11 protein-coding genes and 1 pseudogene are annotated in these 17,111 nt (G+C 69.5%); 5 read left to right on the top strand and 7 right to left on the bottom strand.

Annotated features, from left to right (window positions below):
- Positions 1 to 725 precede the first annotated feature (725 nt).
- Positions 726 to 1,457 carry an alpha/beta hydrolase gene (locus GRC12_RS02840; protein WP_208777021.1) on the top strand — a complete coding sequence of 244 codons (732 nt, stop codon included), beginning with the start codon at positions 726 to 728 and terminating at the stop codon, positions 1,455 to 1,457.
- 361 nt (positions 1,458 to 1,818) lie between these two features.
- Here the strand turns inward: GRC12_RS02840 and GRC12_RS02835 are convergent.
- Both GRC12_RS02835 and GRC12_RS02830 read right to left on the bottom strand, forming a co-directional pair.
- Positions 1,819 to 2,407, bottom strand: a pseudogene (locus tag GRC12_RS02835) (exonuclease domain-containing protein).
- Positions 2,408 to 2,617: 210 nt separating this feature from the next.
- Positions 2,618 to 3,133 (bottom strand): hypothetical protein, encoded by a 516-nt coding sequence (locus GRC12_RS02830; protein WP_208777020.1) that lies wholly within the window; start codon positions 3,131 to 3,133, stop codon positions 2,618 to 2,620.
- Positions 3,134 to 3,274: 141 nt separating this feature from the next.
- On the opposite strand from GRC12_RS02830, the gene GRC12_RS46640 reads away from it, so the two are divergent.
- The 3 genes from GRC12_RS46640 (at position 3,275) to GRC12_RS02815 (ending at position 10,900) form a co-directional block, all read left to right on the top strand.
- Positions 3,275 to 7,687: a CHAT domain-containing protein gene (locus tag GRC12_RS46640; protein ID WP_208777019.1), complete on the top strand. Its 4,413-nt coding sequence runs from the start codon at positions 3,275 to 3,277 to the stop codon at positions 7,685 to 7,687.
- Positions 7,688 to 8,429: 742 nt separating this feature from the next.
- Positions 8,430 to 9,839, top strand: coding sequence for a cytochrome ubiquinol oxidase subunit I (locus GRC12_RS02820; protein WP_208777018.1), 1,410 nt, complete (start codon positions 8,430 to 8,432; stop codon positions 9,837 to 9,839).
- A 50-nt stretch (positions 9,840 to 9,889) separates the two neighbouring features.
- Positions 9,890 to 10,900 (top strand): cytochrome d ubiquinol oxidase subunit II, encoded by a 1,011-nt coding sequence (locus GRC12_RS02815; RefSeq protein ID WP_208777017.1) that lies wholly within the window; start codon positions 9,890 to 9,892, stop codon positions 10,898 to 10,900.
- Between the two features lie 99 nt (positions 10,901 to 10,999).
- On the opposite strand, the gene GRC12_RS02810 is transcribed toward GRC12_RS02815, so the two are convergent.
- Genes GRC12_RS02810 through GRC12_RS02795 form a run of 4 tightly spaced genes read right to left on the bottom strand, consistent with a single transcriptional unit; the run spans position 11,000 to position 15,457 of the window.
- Positions 11,000 to 12,430, bottom strand: coding sequence for an FAD-dependent oxidoreductase (locus GRC12_RS02810; RefSeq protein ID WP_208777016.1), 1,431 nt, complete (start codon positions 12,428 to 12,430; stop codon positions 11,000 to 11,002).
- A 28-nt stretch (positions 12,431 to 12,458) separates the two neighbouring features.
- On the bottom strand, positions 12,459 to 13,610 hold the full coding sequence (locus tag GRC12_RS02805; RefSeq protein ID WP_208777015.1) for a DUF6545 domain-containing protein: 1,152 nt from the start codon (positions 13,608 to 13,610) through the stop codon (positions 12,459 to 12,461).
- 48 nt (positions 13,611 to 13,658) lie between these two features.
- Entirely contained in the window at positions 13,659 to 14,852 is a 1,194-nt protein-coding gene (locus GRC12_RS02800; RefSeq protein ID WP_208777014.1) for an MAB_1171c family putative transporter, read from the bottom strand.
- Entirely contained in the window at positions 14,849 to 15,457 is a 609-nt protein-coding gene (locus GRC12_RS02795) for a toxin (RefSeq protein ID WP_244371944.1), read from the bottom strand. Before GRC12_RS02795 ends, GRC12_RS02800 begins: the two co-directional genes overlap by 4 nt.
- 317 nt (positions 15,458 to 15,774) lie before the next feature.
- Here GRC12_RS02795 and GRC12_RS02790 point away from each other — a divergent pair, with 317 nt between their 5' ends.
- Positions 15,775 to 16,173, top strand: coding sequence for a VOC family protein (locus tag GRC12_RS02790; RefSeq protein ID WP_208777013.1), 399 nt, complete (start codon positions 15,775 to 15,777; stop codon positions 16,171 to 16,173).
- A gap of 40 nt (positions 16,174 to 16,213) precedes the next feature.
- On the opposite strand, the gene GRC12_RS02785 is transcribed toward GRC12_RS02790, so the two are convergent.
- Positions 16,214 to 17,017, bottom strand: coding sequence for an SDR family NAD(P)-dependent oxidoreductase (locus tag GRC12_RS02785; RefSeq protein WP_208777012.1), 804 nt, complete (start codon positions 17,015 to 17,017; stop codon positions 16,214 to 16,216).
- Positions 17,018 to 17,111: the final 94 nt, after the last annotated feature.

The following is a 17,111-nucleotide window of genomic DNA, read 5'->3' as shown; positions in this document are numbered from 1 at the left end:
CCACAAGGCTCAGCCCAGCCAGGACTTCTCGGCAGTCGACCCGCAGACGCCGCTGTTCACCTCCGCGGTGGCGCAGGACCCCCTCGGCTCCGCCACACCACGCTTCCTGGAGAACGAGTTCGGCCGCAATCGCAGTCCACTCGGGTCAGGTCGGAGTCCCGGCCGAAGCTGTGAGGGATCTGGTCCATGGGGGCGGATGCGACGTGAAGGCCACCCTCCATCGCCGAAGTGGCCGCTTCCACCGGGTTGGGGTGCTTCCGCCGAGCGAAGTGCACGACGGCCACGTCCCTGAAGTGATCCTCGCAAAGCGTGCGAAGCGTCCCGGTGGGCCGTTGTTCCTCGCCTGCGCAGCGGACGCACGGCTCACCGCGTATGAACATAACCTCGGCCATGATCGTTCCGATCGTCCGCTCCGTACGGTCAGTGAAAATCACTAAAGGTCACTGGCGAAAACCGCTACACGTCCATGCTGCGCCCGTAGGGGTCACTCGGCCACCCCCGCGGCACGACCGCGGATCTGTTGCTCCCACCTCCCCCAGCAAGAGCGCGCAAAAACCGTTTGGTGGACGACCGCCACCGCTGCTACGTTTCCGACGGCCGTGCGAGTGATCGAGGAGGTGGTACCCGTGAACGCTGTATCGACGTGGGTGCTCCCCTCCGGGGTCACGGTCGGACGATAGGTCGTCCGGGAGCGCCGTTGTGTGCACTCCCGAAAGGGCACGACCATGCATTTCACTGCTGAACGGCGCCTCGACGACGGCGTCCTCGAGCGCGAATTCACCCTCGGCGAGATTCCCGGCATCCTGTGGACACCCGGATCCGCTTCCGCCCCGGTGCCGCTGATCCTGCTCGGCCACCCCGGCGGACTTCCGAAGATGTACCCCCGGCTGGCGGGGCGGGCCCAGCACTCCGCGGCGGAGGGTTTCGCAACCGCCACCATCGAACTCCCCGGGAGCGGCGACCGACCCCGTCTGGCCGCCACCGAGCAGGCCCGCGCCGACCTGCGCCGGGCGCTGGAGGCCGGTGAGCCGGTCGGCGACGAGATCATCGACGCCCTCGTCCTCCCGCTGGTTGAGAGAGCGGTCCCGGAATGGCAGGCCGCCCTGGACTCCCTCCTTGCGCTGCCCGAGATCGGCGGCCCGGTCGGCTACTCGGGGGGAGTGATCTCCATCGGTGTCCGGCTGGCGGTGGTCGAGCCGCGCATCGTGGCCGCCGGTCTGTTCGCCGGGAGTTTCATCCCTCGCGTCATGTTCGAGGAGGCCCGCCAGGTCACCATTCCGCTGCACGTCCTGCTCCAGTGGGACGACGAAGGCAACGACCGCCAGGCGGCCCTGAACCTGTTCGACGCCTTCGGCTCCAAGGAGAAGTCCCTGAACGCCAATATGGGTGGCCATACCGGCGTCCCGCAGTTCGCCGGGGACGCCGCGGTCCGGTTCTTCACCCGGCACCTGAAGTGAGTGGGGGCCGTCAGGCAACCAGCACACGGTGAGCCGCGCCGACCGGGATGCTGCTCGTCGGGGCAGATCCCGGTGCTCCGGTGCTGTTCGTGCCGCGGGCCTCTGCCAGTTGGGCAGGGGCCCGCGCTGCCCGTGTGCTTCGGCTTGTCGGACCGGACAAGTCATTTGTTGCGCGGAAGCGGACTCGACAGAACGAAGGCATACCTGTCGTCGCAGCGTCTGCCCGAAGCCCGGGCGGCGCTTCAGCGATTGCTCGATTGCGAGAAGGCCGGCGACTTCGAGGACTTCTCCGTCGAAGGACAGTCCGCCCAGTACGCCGCCTACTACAGGCCGTAGATGAACACGAGTTACGGATGCGCCTCTAAACAGCAGTGGCTGTGGCCGGCCATGCCTCGCGGTCCAACAGATCGAGGACGAGTGCGGCGATGTTCCACGCGTCGTCCTCGCCGCGGTGATGGCGTCCTTCGAGCGGCAGTCCGGCGATCTGCAGGGCGTGGTCCATGCCGGGCTTCTTGCGCAGCCCGTAGGCCGTGGCGAATACGGCCTTGGCGTTGGTGTGGGTGCGCTCGGTCGGATAGCCGAAGGGGTAGGCCACTCCGTCGGCCTGACTCTGCCGAGCGAACTGCCGACGGTCGTACTCGCCCCAGCTCGTCCAGGGGCGCTCCACGGCCCCGTACTCCTCGACGAGAAGCCGGCAGGCCTCGGCGAAGGTGACGCCCCGTTCCACCTCGGCTTGAGTCAGCCCCGTCAGCTCGGTGCAGAAGTCGCTCACCGTTCGACCGGGTGGGCCGGACCAGAACACGGTGCCGGGATACCCGGCGCCGTGCCGCCACGTCCACGACGGTGAGCCCGATCTCGATGATCTCGTTCACGGAGCCGGGCGGCGGCTGCCCGTCCCAACAGGTGGCTTCCACATCGATGACGTTCAGCAGGGCGGATTGGTGGCGCATGGGACGAGGGTAGGGAGGCGCGCCCGGATGCAGCACCTGATTTCAGCACGTCCACGCCGTCACCGCCGAGGGTCGGCGGGCCGAGCGCCTGACGAGATTTCGGATGCCGCACGGGCGGCCCTGCGGCGGGTTGTGCCCGGCCCCGCCCGGAGGGACGCTTGTGCCCAGCCGGCTCATCCGCCCTGGACCAGTCATCGATTCTCCGAGAGGTCATGTTCGTGAGCCGGGTTGGGGCAGGTGTACCCAGTGAACGACCCTGCCGTCTCGATCGACATGTGCTTCATACGTTCCCGTGGAGTGCGTGAAGCGCGCTGTCCAGGTGCCGTCGTCCTGGCGGCGCAGGTCCGCGTCGTCGAGCGTGCCGGGTGCGGTGCCGAGGACGAGTTCGCAGGTCTCCCGAAGGCGTGCGACGACCTGGTGGAGCGTTGCGGGCTCCGGCGTTCGGCGGTGTCGGAGGTAGTCGGCCGTGGCTCGGAGCGAGGCGGACACACCAGCCCAGCCGGCCCCGCCGACGATGCCGGCGGCGAGTTGTTCCAGGGCCGTGTCGAGGACGCCTCGGGTGTGCTGCGCGCGAGCGATGCGCGCAGCAGTGCGCAGTTCCCGGGTGACGGCATCGCCCGGAAGGTCGGCCGAGTCGTCGGCGAAGAAATGGAGCTGCTGCCCGGCGCCCAGATCCACCACCTTGTGGTGTGCAGTACCGCGTGGCTCGGACGGTGTCGTTTCCATCAATTCCCCCTCATGGCGCGTTCCGCTCCTGCACCATAAGGTGTCTCACCCCGATTCTCCGTGAAATACGTGGAGTTGTGGGGGATGAGAGGGATGCCTCAACGGGGGAGCGGCATGTTCTCGAGACCGATCATCTACCGTGTGACCTCAGCGCTGCGGTATGCGGCGGCCGATGCGGTGCCGGTCGCGGTGTTCGTGGGGGCGGGCCTCGGCTGGCTCGCCGCTGCTCAGGACCCGGGGGCAGGCGGGGCTCGGTGGCAGGACGCCCCTCTCGGGTGGCTGACGGACCTGCTGCCCGCGGGAAGCACATCGGTCCTCGTCGCTGCCGTGGTGCTGATGACGCTGCTGCGGTTGGGCACGCGTCTGGACGGTGAGTCGCCGCCTCTGCTGCTCCTCCAAAAGGTCTTCCTCGGGGTGATGACCTTGGCAGCCGGTGTCTGGGCGGTCCACGACGGGCCCGGTGGGACTTCTCTGCGCTACGGTCCGCTCACTGCCGCCGTCCTGCTGGCGATGTTCGTCCGACGGGTCCGAGGGCGAGGCACCCTTTCCTGGCGGCGCCGGAGAACCGCCGCGGGTTTCGGCCCGTCGTCCCGTGCTCTGCTCGGGCTGCGCCCCTACATCGCGTTGCGCAATCTCATCACTGCCTACCCGCAGTCCACGCTCTTCTCGACCGACCTCGCCGAGACCCAGGCGCAGGAGTCCGCAGCGGTGTTCCGGGACCGGGGCGACGCCGTCTCGGAGGCGTTTTGCTGGGCCCTCGGAATCGACTACATGATCGCGCAGAACAAACTGCCCTATGCCGAGCGGCTGGTACGCGCGATGCGCGGCTCTCCGGAGGCCGCTCGCCAGCCTGCCGCGCTCGCGGCGGAGGCCGGTCTGCTGCGTGCGGTGGGGGAGTCCGAGCGGTCCTTGGCGGAGTTGCGGAAGGCAGCCGCCGTCGCGGGACGCGTCCCGGCGGCGCTGCGTGGGCTGATCGCCGAAGCGGCTCTGGAGGTGGCAGCGTACCCGGTGGTTCCACACGGATCAGGGCGGCGTGCGGCGCTGGTGTGGCGGCAGGAGTTCGGGGCCGTCCTTCTGGATCTCGTTGTCGAAGCACGCGCTCTCGCCGCGAAAGACCCGGACAGGGCGCTGGCGCTGGCGTACCGGGTGTGCCGACTGCCGGACCGCGTCGCGCCGCTGTCCCGTGGCGGCGACCCGGATGCCCAGCTGCGCTCGTACCTGCAGGGTCGTACGGCTACCGGATCGGCACTGATGTTGGCTGCCGAGATCCACGAGTCCCGAGGGCACCATGGCGCGGCGACCGGTGCGTACCTCGACGCGCTGAGCGCCTTCGAGGCGACCGTGGAGCGGACTCGCGCGGCCCGCTGCGTAGTGCTCGGTTTCCTCAACGCCGTCCAGGCCGGTTACGACGATCCGGATCAGGAGGAGCAGGCCCTCGACATGATCCGGGTGGGCCTGCAGATGCTGGAGTCCGACCGCGGCGCCCTGCGGGGCGAGGAGCACCGCTCGGCCTGGCTGGGCGCACAAGAGGAGCTCTACGCACGGGTGTTCACTTTCGTGTCGAGCGAGGGCCACGCCCATTCCGGCAAGGCCGCAGAACTGGGCCTGTGGCTGCTGGAGTCCTTGCACCGCACGTTGACGGAGGCGCTGATCGGCGCGGACGACGGTCCGTGGTTCCAGACGGAGGACACCCGACTTCAGCGTCTGACCCGGCTGGAGGCGACTGCCCGGGCACGTACGGCCGAGGAATTCGCCGCAGTCCAGGAACGCCTCGGCGCGGTCGGCGCCCGCGGCCACCTCCTCGACCGTCTCGCCGACGCCCGCCGGGGCGACGACCCTCTTCCCTCGCCGTCGAGCGCGACAGCGGACGACACGGTCGGCGGCACGGCCGGTGGGGCTCGGGAGCCTGCCGCCATGACCACCAACGGCGAGCGCCCCGGCCCGGAGGGTGCCGACGCGGCGCAGGACGAGTCGGCGATCTCCGCCACCACCGACGTCCAGGACCTCCTCGACCGGCTCGGCGACCGAGTCGCTCTGCTCTACCACTGTCGACGTGACACGCGCGGCTGGTCCGTGCTGAGCGCGATGGTCTCCGCCGCAGACGGAACCCGCCTCCACCGGACTCGGCTGGACACCATGGCGAGCGAGGTCATCGCGGACACGTTCACCCCGGTGGGTGCCCTGGACGCGCTGGCCGCGGCGGACGAGGCGCAGACGACGATGCTCTACTACACGCCGCTGGACGACCCGGTCTGGGCGCAGCTGAGCCAGGCACTGGTCCCTGCCCAGTGGTGGGACTTGCTGTGCCCCGAGAGCGGGAGAACCCCGCGAGAGGTGGTCGTCGTACCCGACGGACCGCTCTCCGCGGTGCCCTTCGCCGCCCTTCCCGTGCGCGATCGGCGCCCTCTGCTGGAGTACGCGCTGATCACGCTCACCCCGGCGCTGTCGATGCTCCGGCCCCCCACCGCCAGGCATACGGGCTCGCACACCGCTGGCCGTCCGGCAGTGGTCAGCCACATTGGCGTCGGACTCCCGCCCGAGAGCACGGCGGCAGAGGTGGCGACGCTGGAGCGCATCGCCGCGTCGGCGACCGTGCGGCGCACAGCGGATCGCACCCAACTGGAGGCCGCCCTGCACGCTCGACCCGCGGCGGATCTGGCGGTCATCTCGGCACATGGCTCCGCCGGTGCGGCGGCGGATCGGTCGCTGTGGCTCGCCGACGGGTCGGCGCTGTCGGCCGCGAGCGCGGCGCTGTTGCCCTGGCCGTCGACGGTCGTGCTGGGTTCCTGCTGGGTCAGCGGGATGATCGTCGATGCGGGCAGGGAGCCGTTCGGGTTCCCGCTCGCCTGCTTCCTCGGTGGTGCGCACACCGTGGTCGGCGGTGCGGCCCCCGTACCGGACGAGGCCGCCGGTGCGGACGTCCGCCGGCTCATCGAGTCGGTTCCACATGGTCGCGCACCCCTGTCCGTACTCCGCGAAGCGGCGCTCGAGCGCGTTCGGGAAGTGCCCCTCTCCGAGCTCGACGCCGCCACGACCACAGGGCTCATCACCTGGTCCACGGCCTCTTCTTCCCGCCGTCCGCGCCTCCGCCCCCCGACCCCGGTGTTCTGGGACGGAGGCGGCCTGTCGATCGAAGACGTGACCTCGCAGGGGCACTTGTCGCTGAGGCTTCCCCCGCCCGTCCGGGCCGTGTTGGACGTGGCGGCGCAGACATCCGGGGGACAGCCGATCGGCACGATGGGTTTCGCCGTCGCCGCATTCGGCTCAGACCCGGGGAACTGGCAGCCACTGCCCGGACGTCCGGCCGGGGGCCTGCGCGATGAGGCCCCCGAGGGCAGAAGCGACCGGGTACTGCTCAGCGCCCCACCCGGACAACGGCCGCACCAGATCAGCACATCGCTGGCCCGCGCCCTGCGCCGCGGCGCGCGACTGGCCGACGGTGCCCACCGGACAGCCCCCCTCCATGTCATCGCCGCGGCCCTGCTCGACGACGAGTCCGCGGTGGCCCGCTGGGTGCGGGAATGCGGCGCGCGTGGCGAGCAGTGGGCCGATCGCACGTGCTTCACACCGCTGGGCGGCGAACCGGGACCCGATGCGCTGTTGGGCACCACCCCGGGTGACTGGGAACGCCACCGGAGCGGTATCGACGGAGCGGACCTGCGGCGGGACGACGGCGCGGTGGACAGGTACGACTGGCCGGTCGCCTTCTTGGTCGGCCTGCTCATCGTCGGCGTACCGGCACTTCTCGGGGCACCGAACGCACCCGCGACATCGCACCGTCCAGCGAACCCGACCACCGTGACCGTGACATACGCGCCTGCCGACGACGCACGTTCCACCGACGTCGACCAGGCGGTTACCCGGCTGCGTGAGCGTGCGGCCGAATCCGGCATCAAGGGAGCCGAGTTCACCGCCACGGACGACAGGATCACGGCCACCGCGCCTGCCCGGTACCGTGAACGCCTGGTGGCGCTGGCCAAGGGGGAGTCCGGTGCGGAGATCCGGCCGGTACTTCAGCTGCGAACCGCCACGACGAGCAGCCCGTCTCCGCTCGGGGCCGAGAGCACCGGCTTGCCGCAGGCCGGAGATGACCCCGCTGCGACGGCGCTGGAGGAGCGGTTCGAGGCGACCGACTGCCCCACGGACACCGTCGCGATGCAGGAGGCCGTTCCCTCCGAGCCCGTGGTCCTGTGCGACGCCCACGATCCGATCACATATCTACTGGGCGCCGCAGCTCTCACCGGCAACGACGTTACGAAGGCCGAAGCCTCCTACGCCGCCGATCGTGGCTGGAGTGTCAGTCTCTCCTTCAGCTCTGCGGGAGGCAAACGGTTCGCCCAACTGACGGGCCGACTCGCCACGTTCCCGCCACCGCAGAACCAGTTGGCGATCACGGCCGGGGGGCGAGTGGTGTCGGCACCCTCGGTGCAGCAGTCCCTGACTGGCCGAGGAGTGGAGATTTACGGAAGCTTCGACAAAAGGCAAGCTGCCGATCTGGCAACGGAGTTGACGGGCCGAACGCTGTACCGGGTGGTTGAGGTGACCAGCCGCTGACCGCACCATGCTCGGGCTCGCGGGCGGCCGGCGTGGGAAGGGCGAGGCCAGGTTCACCGCGCCGTCGTCGCCCAACGGGTCTGCTCGGTTACGCTCTGAGAGGGCCGACCGGGCCGGCGATGCCGGCCCTCTCTTCGGCGCGTGCACCCGCGGCGTCGATCAACCGCATCGAGAAGACCTCCTCCGCGTCGGCTTTGGCTGCCTGGACCTTTGGCTGCCGGGACCGCGAAGGGGGCTCGCCGCGGGTGTCCAGGCCGCGGGGCAGGTCGGGGACGAGCACCGGGGCCCCAGGGGTGCACAGCGTCCGTGCAGGGGCCGTCACCGACGGTGCATAGGATCTCCGCGAGCGGCCATGCGGCCTCGTCCCCGGGCAAGAGCACGATGCTTGTGCTTTTGACGCCTCCGGAGACAGAGGGCCGACAGGCCGAGACCTCGGGCACGAACTTCATGCAAGCGCGACACAGTGCGTCTGGCAACGCGGCAGGTGCCAGTCCCGCCGCGCGCGTCCGATCGTGCGTCGCCGGGTGCCCGGCGACGGGTCCCTACGCGCGCCCGGCCGCAGACCCAGCGTCGTCGGCCGGACGGCCAAACGGCGGGTGTCCGCTGGGGCCGGCTGCGGCCTCCCTGCGGGCTCCCGCTTCGTGACCCTGCCGCTGCGTGCGTCCCGGTGTCGGTGATGCCTTCGGGTGCAGTTGCGGTGGATACCGGTTCGTCCCCTCCGATCCGGGTACCGGCGGGTGTCATGAAGCACTCTCTGCTCGCCGGCCCGTGGGTACTCGGCGGATACGCGGCCGACCGGGTGTCGGAGGGCGATCTCGCGGCGGCCCGCGCGCAGATGGGTTTCTCCCTGGCCTGGCACATCATCGTCGCCTGTCTGGGAGTGGGGCTCCCGGCCCTCACGCTGCTCGCCGAGTGGTACGGCATCCGCACCGGCCGCCCGGAAATCCGTCTGCTGGCCCGCCGGTGGGCGCGCGCCATGGGAGTGCTGTTCGCTGTGGGCGCCGTGTCGGGCACGATCCTCAGCTTCGAGATGGGGCTGTTGTGGCCCGGCCTGATGGGACGGTTCGGTCAGGTGATCGGACTGCCCTTCGCGCTGGAGGGCATCGCCTTCTTCCTCGAGGCGATCTTCCTCGGCATCTACCTCTACGCGTGGGACCGGCTGTCGCCCCGCCGCCATCTGCTTACCGGCCTGCCCATCGTGATCGCGGGCACCGCGTCGGCGTTCTTCGTCGTCTGCGCGAACGCCTGGATGAACCAGCCGCGCGGCTTCACCCTGCGCGACGGCAAGGTCGTCGACGTCGATCCGTGGGCGGCGATGCTGAACCCGGCCAGCCCGCCGCAGACCGTGCACATGATCCTGGCCGCTTTCATGGTCGCGTCGTTCCTGACCGCCGCGGTGTATGCCGTGGCCATGCTGCGCGGGCGCCGGGACGCCTACCACCGTGCGGGGCTCTTCATCCCGTTGACGCTGGGCGCGATCGTGACACCGTTCCAGATCGTCGTGGGGGACTGGGCGGCCCGCTTCCTGGCCGATTACCAGCCGACCAAACTCGCGGCCATCGAGGGCGTCTACCGCACCGGCTCGCACGTCCCGCTGACCCTCGGCGGCGTCTCGGACGGCAACGGGCTCAAGTACGGCCTGGAGATCCCCGACGGACTGTCCCTGCTGGTCGGGTACCGTCCGGACACGGTCGTGAAGGGCCTTGACCGGGTACCGCCTGCCCAGCGGCCTCCGGTCACCGGCGTGCACTGGGCGTTCGATCTCATGGTCGCCGTCGGGTTCTTCCTGCTCGCCCTGGGGCTGTGGCTCCTGTGGGCGTGGTGGCGCCGGCGCCGTACTGGAGGCGAGCTGAACACCGCGCGTCTGTTCCTGGTGTCGGCCGCGGTTGCCGGACCCGCCGCGGTGGTGGCCCTGGAATGCGGCTGGAGCGTCACCGAACTGGGCCGGCAACCCTGGATCGTCTGGGGCGTGATGAGTGTGCGTGACGCCGTCAACCCGGCTCCCGGCCTGATGACCGGATTGTGGCTGGTGCTGGTCGTGTACGCCGCCATGACCGTCGCGACCGTCTACGTCCTGCGGCGCCTCGCCCGCGGCACCCCGGTGCCCAGGGCACCGCAGGAGGAGGACGTCACCGGCTATCCCGTCGTGTGACCTCCCCATGAACCCCTTGATCGTCCGCCGTACGTCCCTTGGAGGTGACCGTGCTCGCTGACGCGGCGCTCGCGGTGATGTGGGTGGGTCTGACCTGCTATGCCCTGTTCGGCGGAGCCGACTTCGGCGCGGGGGTCTGGGACCTGCTGGCCGGAGGTGCCGAGCGTGGCCGAGCTCGGCGTTCCCTCATCGAACACAGCATCGGGCCGGTCTGGGAGGCCAACCACGTGTGGCTGATCTTCGTGATCGTGATGCTGTGGTCGGCGTTCTCGCCCGTGTTCGCGGCGGTGATGTCGACCCTGTACATCCCGCTGACCTTGGCCGCATTGGGCATCATCGCCCGCGGCGCCGCGTTCGCCTTCCGCAAGGCGAGTACGGAACTGTGGCAGCAGCGGCTGTTCGGCGCGTGTTTCGCGCTGTCGTCCCTGCTCACTCCCTTCTTCCTCGGTACGGTGGCCGGTGCTGTCGCCTCGGGTCGCGTGCCACCGGGACTCGCCGCGGGTGACGTGGTCACCAGCTGGCTCAACCCGACCTCGCTGCTGGGCGGCGTGCTGGCGGTGGTGACCTGCGCGCATCTGGCGGCGGTGTACCTGTGCGCCGACGCCAGCCGCGCAGACCGCACCGAACTGGCGGCAGCGTTCACCCGCGACGCGGTGGCCAGCGGCCTGGTGGCGGGTGTCGTAGCCCTCGCGGGCATCGCGGTGCTGCACGCGGACGCCCCCGAACTGTTCCACGGACTGACCCACCGCGCGCTGCCACTGGTGATCACCAGCGCGGTGGCCGGTCTGGCCGGCCTCGGCCTGCTGCTGCGGCGGCGCTTCGTGACCGCCCGGGCCGCGGCGGCACTGGCGGTCGCCGCGATCCTGTGGGCGTGGGGTGCGGCCCAGTACCCGGCGCTGCTGGTCGGCAGCACCACGGTGACCGAGGCCGCGGCGAACTCCTCCGTGTTGTCAGCGGTCCTCGTCGCGCTCGGGGTGGGAGCGCTGGTGCTCGTGCCGTCCCTGTGGCTGCTGTACGCCACCTTCCAACGAGAAACGCCCGACCAGCAGTCGTCCCAGTGACGTGCTCCCTCACCCAAAGCCGAAGTGCAGGGATTCCTCGACCGCCTTGCCGGAGAAATCACCCGGTGCGTGGTCGACGTTTCACCGTGATCGGGACGTTCAACGTGATCCGTGTGGTTCCCCACTGGCCTGGGTGAGGCGTTGCAGGATCTGTCGTTCCGAGGGCTGTAGCGGGGGTTCGTTCGTCCGGGGCAGCGGTGGTCCGTTGAGGGTGGCGAACAGGGCTGCCGGGCGCAGTAGCCGCGATGCGGGGGCTTTCAAGCTGGTGACGTCCCACAGGGCCGCCGCGGCGTTGAAGGATCCGGTCGCGGCGCGGGTCAGCCGGCGGGCGTAACCGGCGGCGAGTCGGTCGGCGATGGTTGCCTTCTCGCCTCTGACGTCCGGGTACAGGACGTCCATGGCCACGGCGGTGGACCATGCGGTGTCGACGTGGCGGGCGGCGCTCAGCAGGACGCGGCGGGACAGGCCGGGGGTGGAGATATCGCTTCGGACGAGTTCCTGGAACAGGTCATGCGCTCCCAGAGCGGCGACGGACATTCCCTGCCCGTAGGCCGGGTTGAAGGTGGCCAACGCGTCGCCGAGAACAAGGAATCGCTCCGGCCACACCGGGGATTTCTCGAAGTAGCGCCGGACGTTGCTGGTGCTGCGGCTGACCGCCACGTCGGTGAGGGGCTCGGCGCCGGAGATCAGCTGGCTGACAAGCGGATGGGGAAGGCCGGCAATGTAGTCGAGGAAGCCCTGCGGGTCGTTCGGGGGCTCGCCTCCTCGGGTGCCGCCGGCACTGACCATCCACCGGTTGCCCTCGATGGGCAGAACCATGGCGCTTCTGCCGGGCCGGCCGCTGTAGGGGTCTGCCTGGATCATGGTCAGGGGGAAGGACTCGGCACCGGGTGGTGTGCGGTAGACGCGGGTGGCGTTGGTGAGACCGGAGTCGATCTTCCTCTGTTGCACACCGCTGACGCCGATGGCTGTGAGCCATTCGGTGTTGCGGGAACCGCGTCCGCTCGCGTCGATGACGAGGTCCGCCTCCACCTCGCTGCCGAGAGCCGGGTCGGCCCCGCTGATGCGGACACCGCGAACGCGCCGAGCGTCGCCCAGCAGCCCCTCCACCACCGCCTGATGGACGGAGACCTTGGTCGTCTCCTGCAGCAGCGTTTCGCGGACCACCCAGTCCAGCAGGCCCCGTGTACAGGTGATCATGCGGGAGCCGTCCCACCGGTACCGGCGGAACCAGCCGGCGTCGGGGGAGAAGGCCAGCATGCCGTTGGCGAGCGAGATCTCATGTGCGCCTGCCTCGAAGAGGCGCTTGCGCACGTCTTCCCTGAACAGGCTCTCCATGGCCATCCACCCGCCGGCCATGAGCAGGTGGGCATGCTGTCCCTGGGGAACCCCTCGGCGGTTCGCGGGTCCGGAGGGAAGCACATCCCTGTCGAGGAGCACGATGTCCGCCTCGGGGACCGCGCGGGACACGGCTGCTGCAGCGAGCAGCCCGGCTATGCCCGCTCCGATCACGACAGCTCTTTGCGACACAGGTTCTCCTTGTTGCGGTCGTACGTGTTCACTGTGCCCGTACGTGATCCGGTGCCGCATGCTGCGTCCCGCTCACGGCGTTTGCGAGTTCGACCAGGTCTATGGTGAGGCGGAGTTTTTCCGGCGGATCGGCAGGGCCGCCGATCCGCCCCGATGCCCGGAGTATGCCATCCGTGATCATCGCTTTCTCCGCGGCGATGCGTGCCCTGTCGGGGCTTTCGCCGCGTCCCACAGCGGCCGCGTAAGCGGTCTCGCCGACGCGCCGGTCGACCTGAGCCGCCAACTGCAGCAGGGCGTCGCGGATGCGCGCTTCGAGCAGGTAGAGGCGGCGGCTGGGCAGTTGCCACCAGAACTGCCACCATCGCGGGGCGGCCTGGGGGGTGGTGGTGACATCTTTGACCGCGGTCCACAGGGGCAGCAGCGCCCGGTAGTTGACCAGGCTCTGTTTCTCCGATGCCGCCGCCGAAAGACGCGGGAGGACGAACCCGGCGGAGTAGATGAGCGCGCCGAGGGAGGCGGCGGGCGGGGCCACCGTCGTCGACAGGAAATCGAGGTTGTATCCGCACCACCGGGCCACGACCGCCGTGACTTTGGTCAGCTCGAATCCGAGGACGTCCAGGAGCAGGCCGGCCAGGATCAGTCGGAGTCCGACGCGGAGGAGACCGGTGACTTCATCGCGAGCCCACTTCAGACACACCACGCTCAGAACTATGGTGCTGGCCAGGTGCCCCAGGAGGTAGAGGACGATCATCTCCCGCATGTACGGGGCGTTGGCGTAGTAGGTGTCCAGGTCGGTGAGGCGCTCGGTGTCCGCGTCCGCGAGACAGAACAACGCGATGATGGCGAAGATGAGCATGGCGTAGACCGCGATGCTGATCCGCACCATCCGCCGTATCTGCTGGGCGGGTCCGCCCCTCCAGTGGATCAGCAGGATGATCAGTGAGCAGCTGAAGGCCGAGATGGAGCTGTAGGTCAGCGGCGCACCGACGTTCGGGATGCCGGTGACGCGGTTGACGGCGGCCAGCGTCGCCGGCGCCGCGCAGATGAAACAGACGGCGCCGAGAAACGCCGTGGCCCGGGTAGGAACCGTCAGCGAGGTGGGAGCGGTCGTGGGGGATCGGCGGATCACCATCGCGGCCACCACTAACAGCAGCGCCGCCAGATACACGACAAGACTCATACCGGGGGCTCCGTTCCGCCGACTGTGGGGTCCAGGAGGTGGCGCGCGTCATGCCGATCCGGCCCGGGCGGGGTCGGTTGCGGCGTAGTGAGACTCACGCTCGGATCTCCTTATGGCGTCGGCGATCAGGACCAGCATCCTTGGATTGCGCGGCAGTGCCAACGGGGCCGGTTCACTGGATGGCTCCGCCGGCCCGATGCTCTGCTGCGCCGCCGCGGCGATGGTGGCCGCCCATGCGGCGGAAGTGGCCAGTTCGTGAGCGGTCACTGAGCGACCGCGTCGGCCACCCCGCTCCCGCAGCCTCCTGAACTCGGCTTCCACGACGTGGTCGTAGAGCCCTCTGTCGAAAAGCGTTTCGATCTCCCGGAGGCCGTTGAGGATGGTGCTACGGCGCCACGTAGCCCACAAGAAGGGGGAGCGCGGCCGCTCCAGTCGCAGGGCGCGATCCTTCAGTACCGGATCGAGCACGGCATCGAGCGGGGCGAGACGCACGAAGTCGCCCCAGGACGAAAAGTGATGCCCAGCCAGCGGCAGCAAGACACCGGTCACCGTCAGCAACGCACCCAACCCCGCGAACAGCGGAGGAATGGAGATCCCTAGTTGCGGCCAGTCCCGGCCCGACCAACGCGCCCCCACGGCGGCCAGTTTGGAGACGCTGTAGCCGGCGCTGAGCACGGTGCCAGTGCCGATCGTCAAGAGGCTGGCCCGAAGCCAGGGACGCTGTCGAACCTCCTTCTCACGTGCCCAGCGCAGCGCCCATGTGGCGCTGACCGTCACGGCCGTCAGGTGCGCCAGCAGATACAGCACGATCATCTCGGCGACCCAGGGAGTCGTCGCGAAATAGGTGTCGAAGTCGGTACGCCGCTCCTCGGCAGGGCTGCCTGCGGCGAACAGGACGGCGATGCCCGCAAGCACAACCGCGTAGCCGTAGATCCACTTTCGGGTCGTACGACGCATGGTCGGCCCGTCCCGCCAGCAAGCGATCAGGACCAGCAAAGCCGCGCTGTACGCGGTGATCGCCGCGTAGGTGAGCGGCGCGGCGATGTTGGGCACACCGGTCAGCCGGTTGATGAGCGCCACGGTCGGGGGAGCCCCGAACAAGAAGCACAGCGAGGCAAACCCCAGCACGGCGACGATGGCACGCAAGGACGGATCGATCCGGCGTCGGGCCAGATCGGGCAGACGGAACAGAAGCGCGATCCACAGCAGAGCACAACTGATGTAGTTGATCGCCCCGCTCATCTGCGGTTCCTCTGGTAGCCGAGGGAATCCGCGATCCGGCGGGCCGTGTCGCCGGCGATCACGTCGCGATCCATCAGGGACCGCATCTGCTGCCCCACGAGAATCCCGAACAACTCGGCTTCCTTCTCGGGATCTTCGTCGAAGCGGGACCGCGCGGCCGCCGGCCGGGCGGCGTGCGGATGCCCCGATCCGGTTGGCGAGCAGGCCTCGTTCGCCAGCTGCTCGGGCGTCAGCCCGTCCTTCTGCCTCATGTGCCACAGTTCGTGGCCGAGGATCTGCGCCTGGTGCCACACTTCGGCATCCGCCTCAATGATCACGTCGTCCTGATCCTGCCGCTCCACCCACATGCCAGTGGCGCCGAACTTGCGCGGAATGCGGACTCGGTGCACCTCAAGCGGACGATCACCGCGCCATTGCCGCGCGGACTCGACAAGGGCCTGGAACAGGGCTTCCGGGTCAGCCGGACGCTGCCCGCCCGACGCGTCGGCCTGCTCACCGGCCAGCCGCTCGCGGATGGGACCGATGAGCACGTCGGCGAACTGCTGCATGTCCCTGTCGCGGCGCCGCATCCGTCGCCACTCGCGCAACCCGGTCAGAGGATTCATCTCAGCTCTTGCGGTTCGAGGGGAGGGCGATGACGCGCGTCACGGCGTGCGGAAGGGTGATGTGCGAGTGAGGGGACAGCGCGGCTCGAGCTGGCTCAACGGCCTCACCACACAAGGAATCCACCCTCCCTGGTTACGTCGCCCTGACCTTACCGGAGCACGTACCGGCGTGGGACGGCAAAAGGGCCACCGCACGGAACCACTGCCCACTTCTTCCAAGGATGCGAGTGTTGTGCGGTGCCGGGCAGGAGCAGAGCGGAGATTCGAGGTGGGCGACCCCCTAGGCTGAGCCCCCGGCCGTACTGTCTGGGGGAGAAATGACCAGTAGGTTCACCGAGTTGGTCGTCGACTGCCATGATCCGGAGCGGCTCGCGGCCTTCTGGTGCGCGGTCCTTGGTTTCGAGGTGATCGACCGGAGCGAGGGCAAGGTCGAGATCGCCTCCTGGGAGCCGACCGCCGAGGAGGTCCGGGCCCGGCAGATGCCGCCCACTGTGGTGTTCATCCGGGTGCCCGAGCGCAAGGCTGTGAAGAACCGCCTCCACCTCGACGTCAGCCCGATCGACGGCAGTACGGACGACGAGGTGGCCAGGCTGCTCGGCCTCGGCGCGGCCAAGGTGGACGTGGGCCAGGGCCCCGGCCGGAGTTGGGTGGTCATGGCCGATCCCGAGGGCAACGAGTTCGACGTCCTGCGCACCCTGGCACCGTCCGATACGTGACTCCGCTCGTGACTCTCCGGACTGCGAGCCTCATGGTCGCCTAGTGCTGAGGGCGCGGCTTGGCCTTGGTGGCGTGTCGGGCGGCCTTGTACGTCTCTGGCAGGAAGCGGTGTTCGATGGCGGTGCGCTTGGTGGCGGCGTCGCCGCCGACGACCTCGGCGCGGCCGTTCATCAGGGCGAGGAAGCCCTGGCGGGCGACTTCCTTGCGGCTGTTCTTCTTCATGCCGGGGCCGAAGGCGGTGTTGTTCATGCCGGCGTTGGCGTGGAAGTCGCTGTCGGTGGCCCCGGGCATGAGGCAGGTGACGGTGACCCCGTGTTCCTTGAGCTCCTCGCGCAGTCCGAGGGCGAACATGCGGGTGAACGCGCGAGAGGGCCCGTACACGGTCTCGTAGGGCGTGGGCAGGGTCGCCGACAGCGACGAGGTGATCAGGATGCGTCCGCGGCCGTTGTCGGCCATGTGCCGGGCGACGTGCTTGGCCAGGTGCACGACGGAGGCCACGTTCAGCTGGATGAGGGAGAGTTCGTCGTCGAGGTCGGTGTCGAGGAAGGCCCCGCCGATGCTGCGGCCGGCGTTGAGGACCGCGGCGTCGAGTGGCCGGCCGGTCTCCTGCACCGCCCGCCACACCGCATCGACGCCCTCGCTCTGGGAGAGGTCGGCGCGTACGGGGGTGACGTGGACGCCGTGCCGTGCGAGGTCGGCGGCTGCCTGGTCGGTGTGCTCGCTGCGGCCGGTGGCGATCAGGTCGAAGCCGTTGATGGCGAACAGCTTCGCGAGTTCGTGGCCGATGCCCGCGGAGGCCCCGGTGACCAGGGCGAGCGGACGGTGGGAGACGGTGCTGTTCATGAGTAGTGCTCCAGTTCCGTGTGCGGGTGGGCGTCCGGTGTTGCCGGTGGCCGGCCACCGTGGGGGGAGTGTGGGATCGCGACAGGGCTGGGGG

This window comes from Streptomyces griseorubiginosus (assembly GCF_017614965.1).
Taxonomy (GTDB): Bacteria; Actinomycetota; Actinomycetes; order Streptomycetales; family Streptomycetaceae; genus Streptomyces; species Streptomyces griseorubiginosus_B.
This window is presented reverse-complemented; position numbering and strand designations above follow the sequence as displayed.

Bases quoted from the DNA above. Each gene is read 5' to 3' on its own strand.
- GRC12_RS02805 (WP_208777015.1), bottom strand. From the start codon at position 13,610: ATGAGTCTTGTCGTGTATCTGGCGGCGCTGCTGTTAGTGGTGGCCGCG.
- GRC12_RS02795 (WP_244371944.1), bottom strand. From the start codon at position 15,457: ATGAATCCTCTGACCGGGTTGCGCGAGTGGCGACGGATGCGGCGCCGC.
- GRC12_RS02840 (WP_208777021.1), top strand. From the start codon at position 726: ATGCATTTCACTGCTGAACGGCGCCTCGACGACGGCGTCCTCGAGCGC.
- GRC12_RS02800 (WP_208777014.1), bottom strand. From the start codon at position 14,852: ATGAGCGGGGCGATCAACTACATCAGTTGTGCTCTGCTGTGGATCGCG.
- GRC12_RS02820 (WP_208777018.1), top strand. From the start codon at position 8,430: ATGAAGCACTCTCTGCTCGCCGGCCCGTGGGTACTCGGCGGATACGCG.
- GRC12_RS02785 (WP_208777012.1), bottom strand. From the start codon at position 17,017: ATGAACAGCACCGTCTCCCACCGTCCGCTCGCCCTGGTCACCGGGGCC.
- GRC12_RS02830 (WP_208777020.1), bottom strand. From the start codon at position 3,133: ATGGAAACGACACCGTCCGAGCCACGCGGTACTGCACACCACAAGGTG.
- GRC12_RS02790 (WP_208777013.1), top strand. From the start codon at position 15,775: ATGACCAGTAGGTTCACCGAGTTGGTCGTCGACTGCCATGATCCGGAG.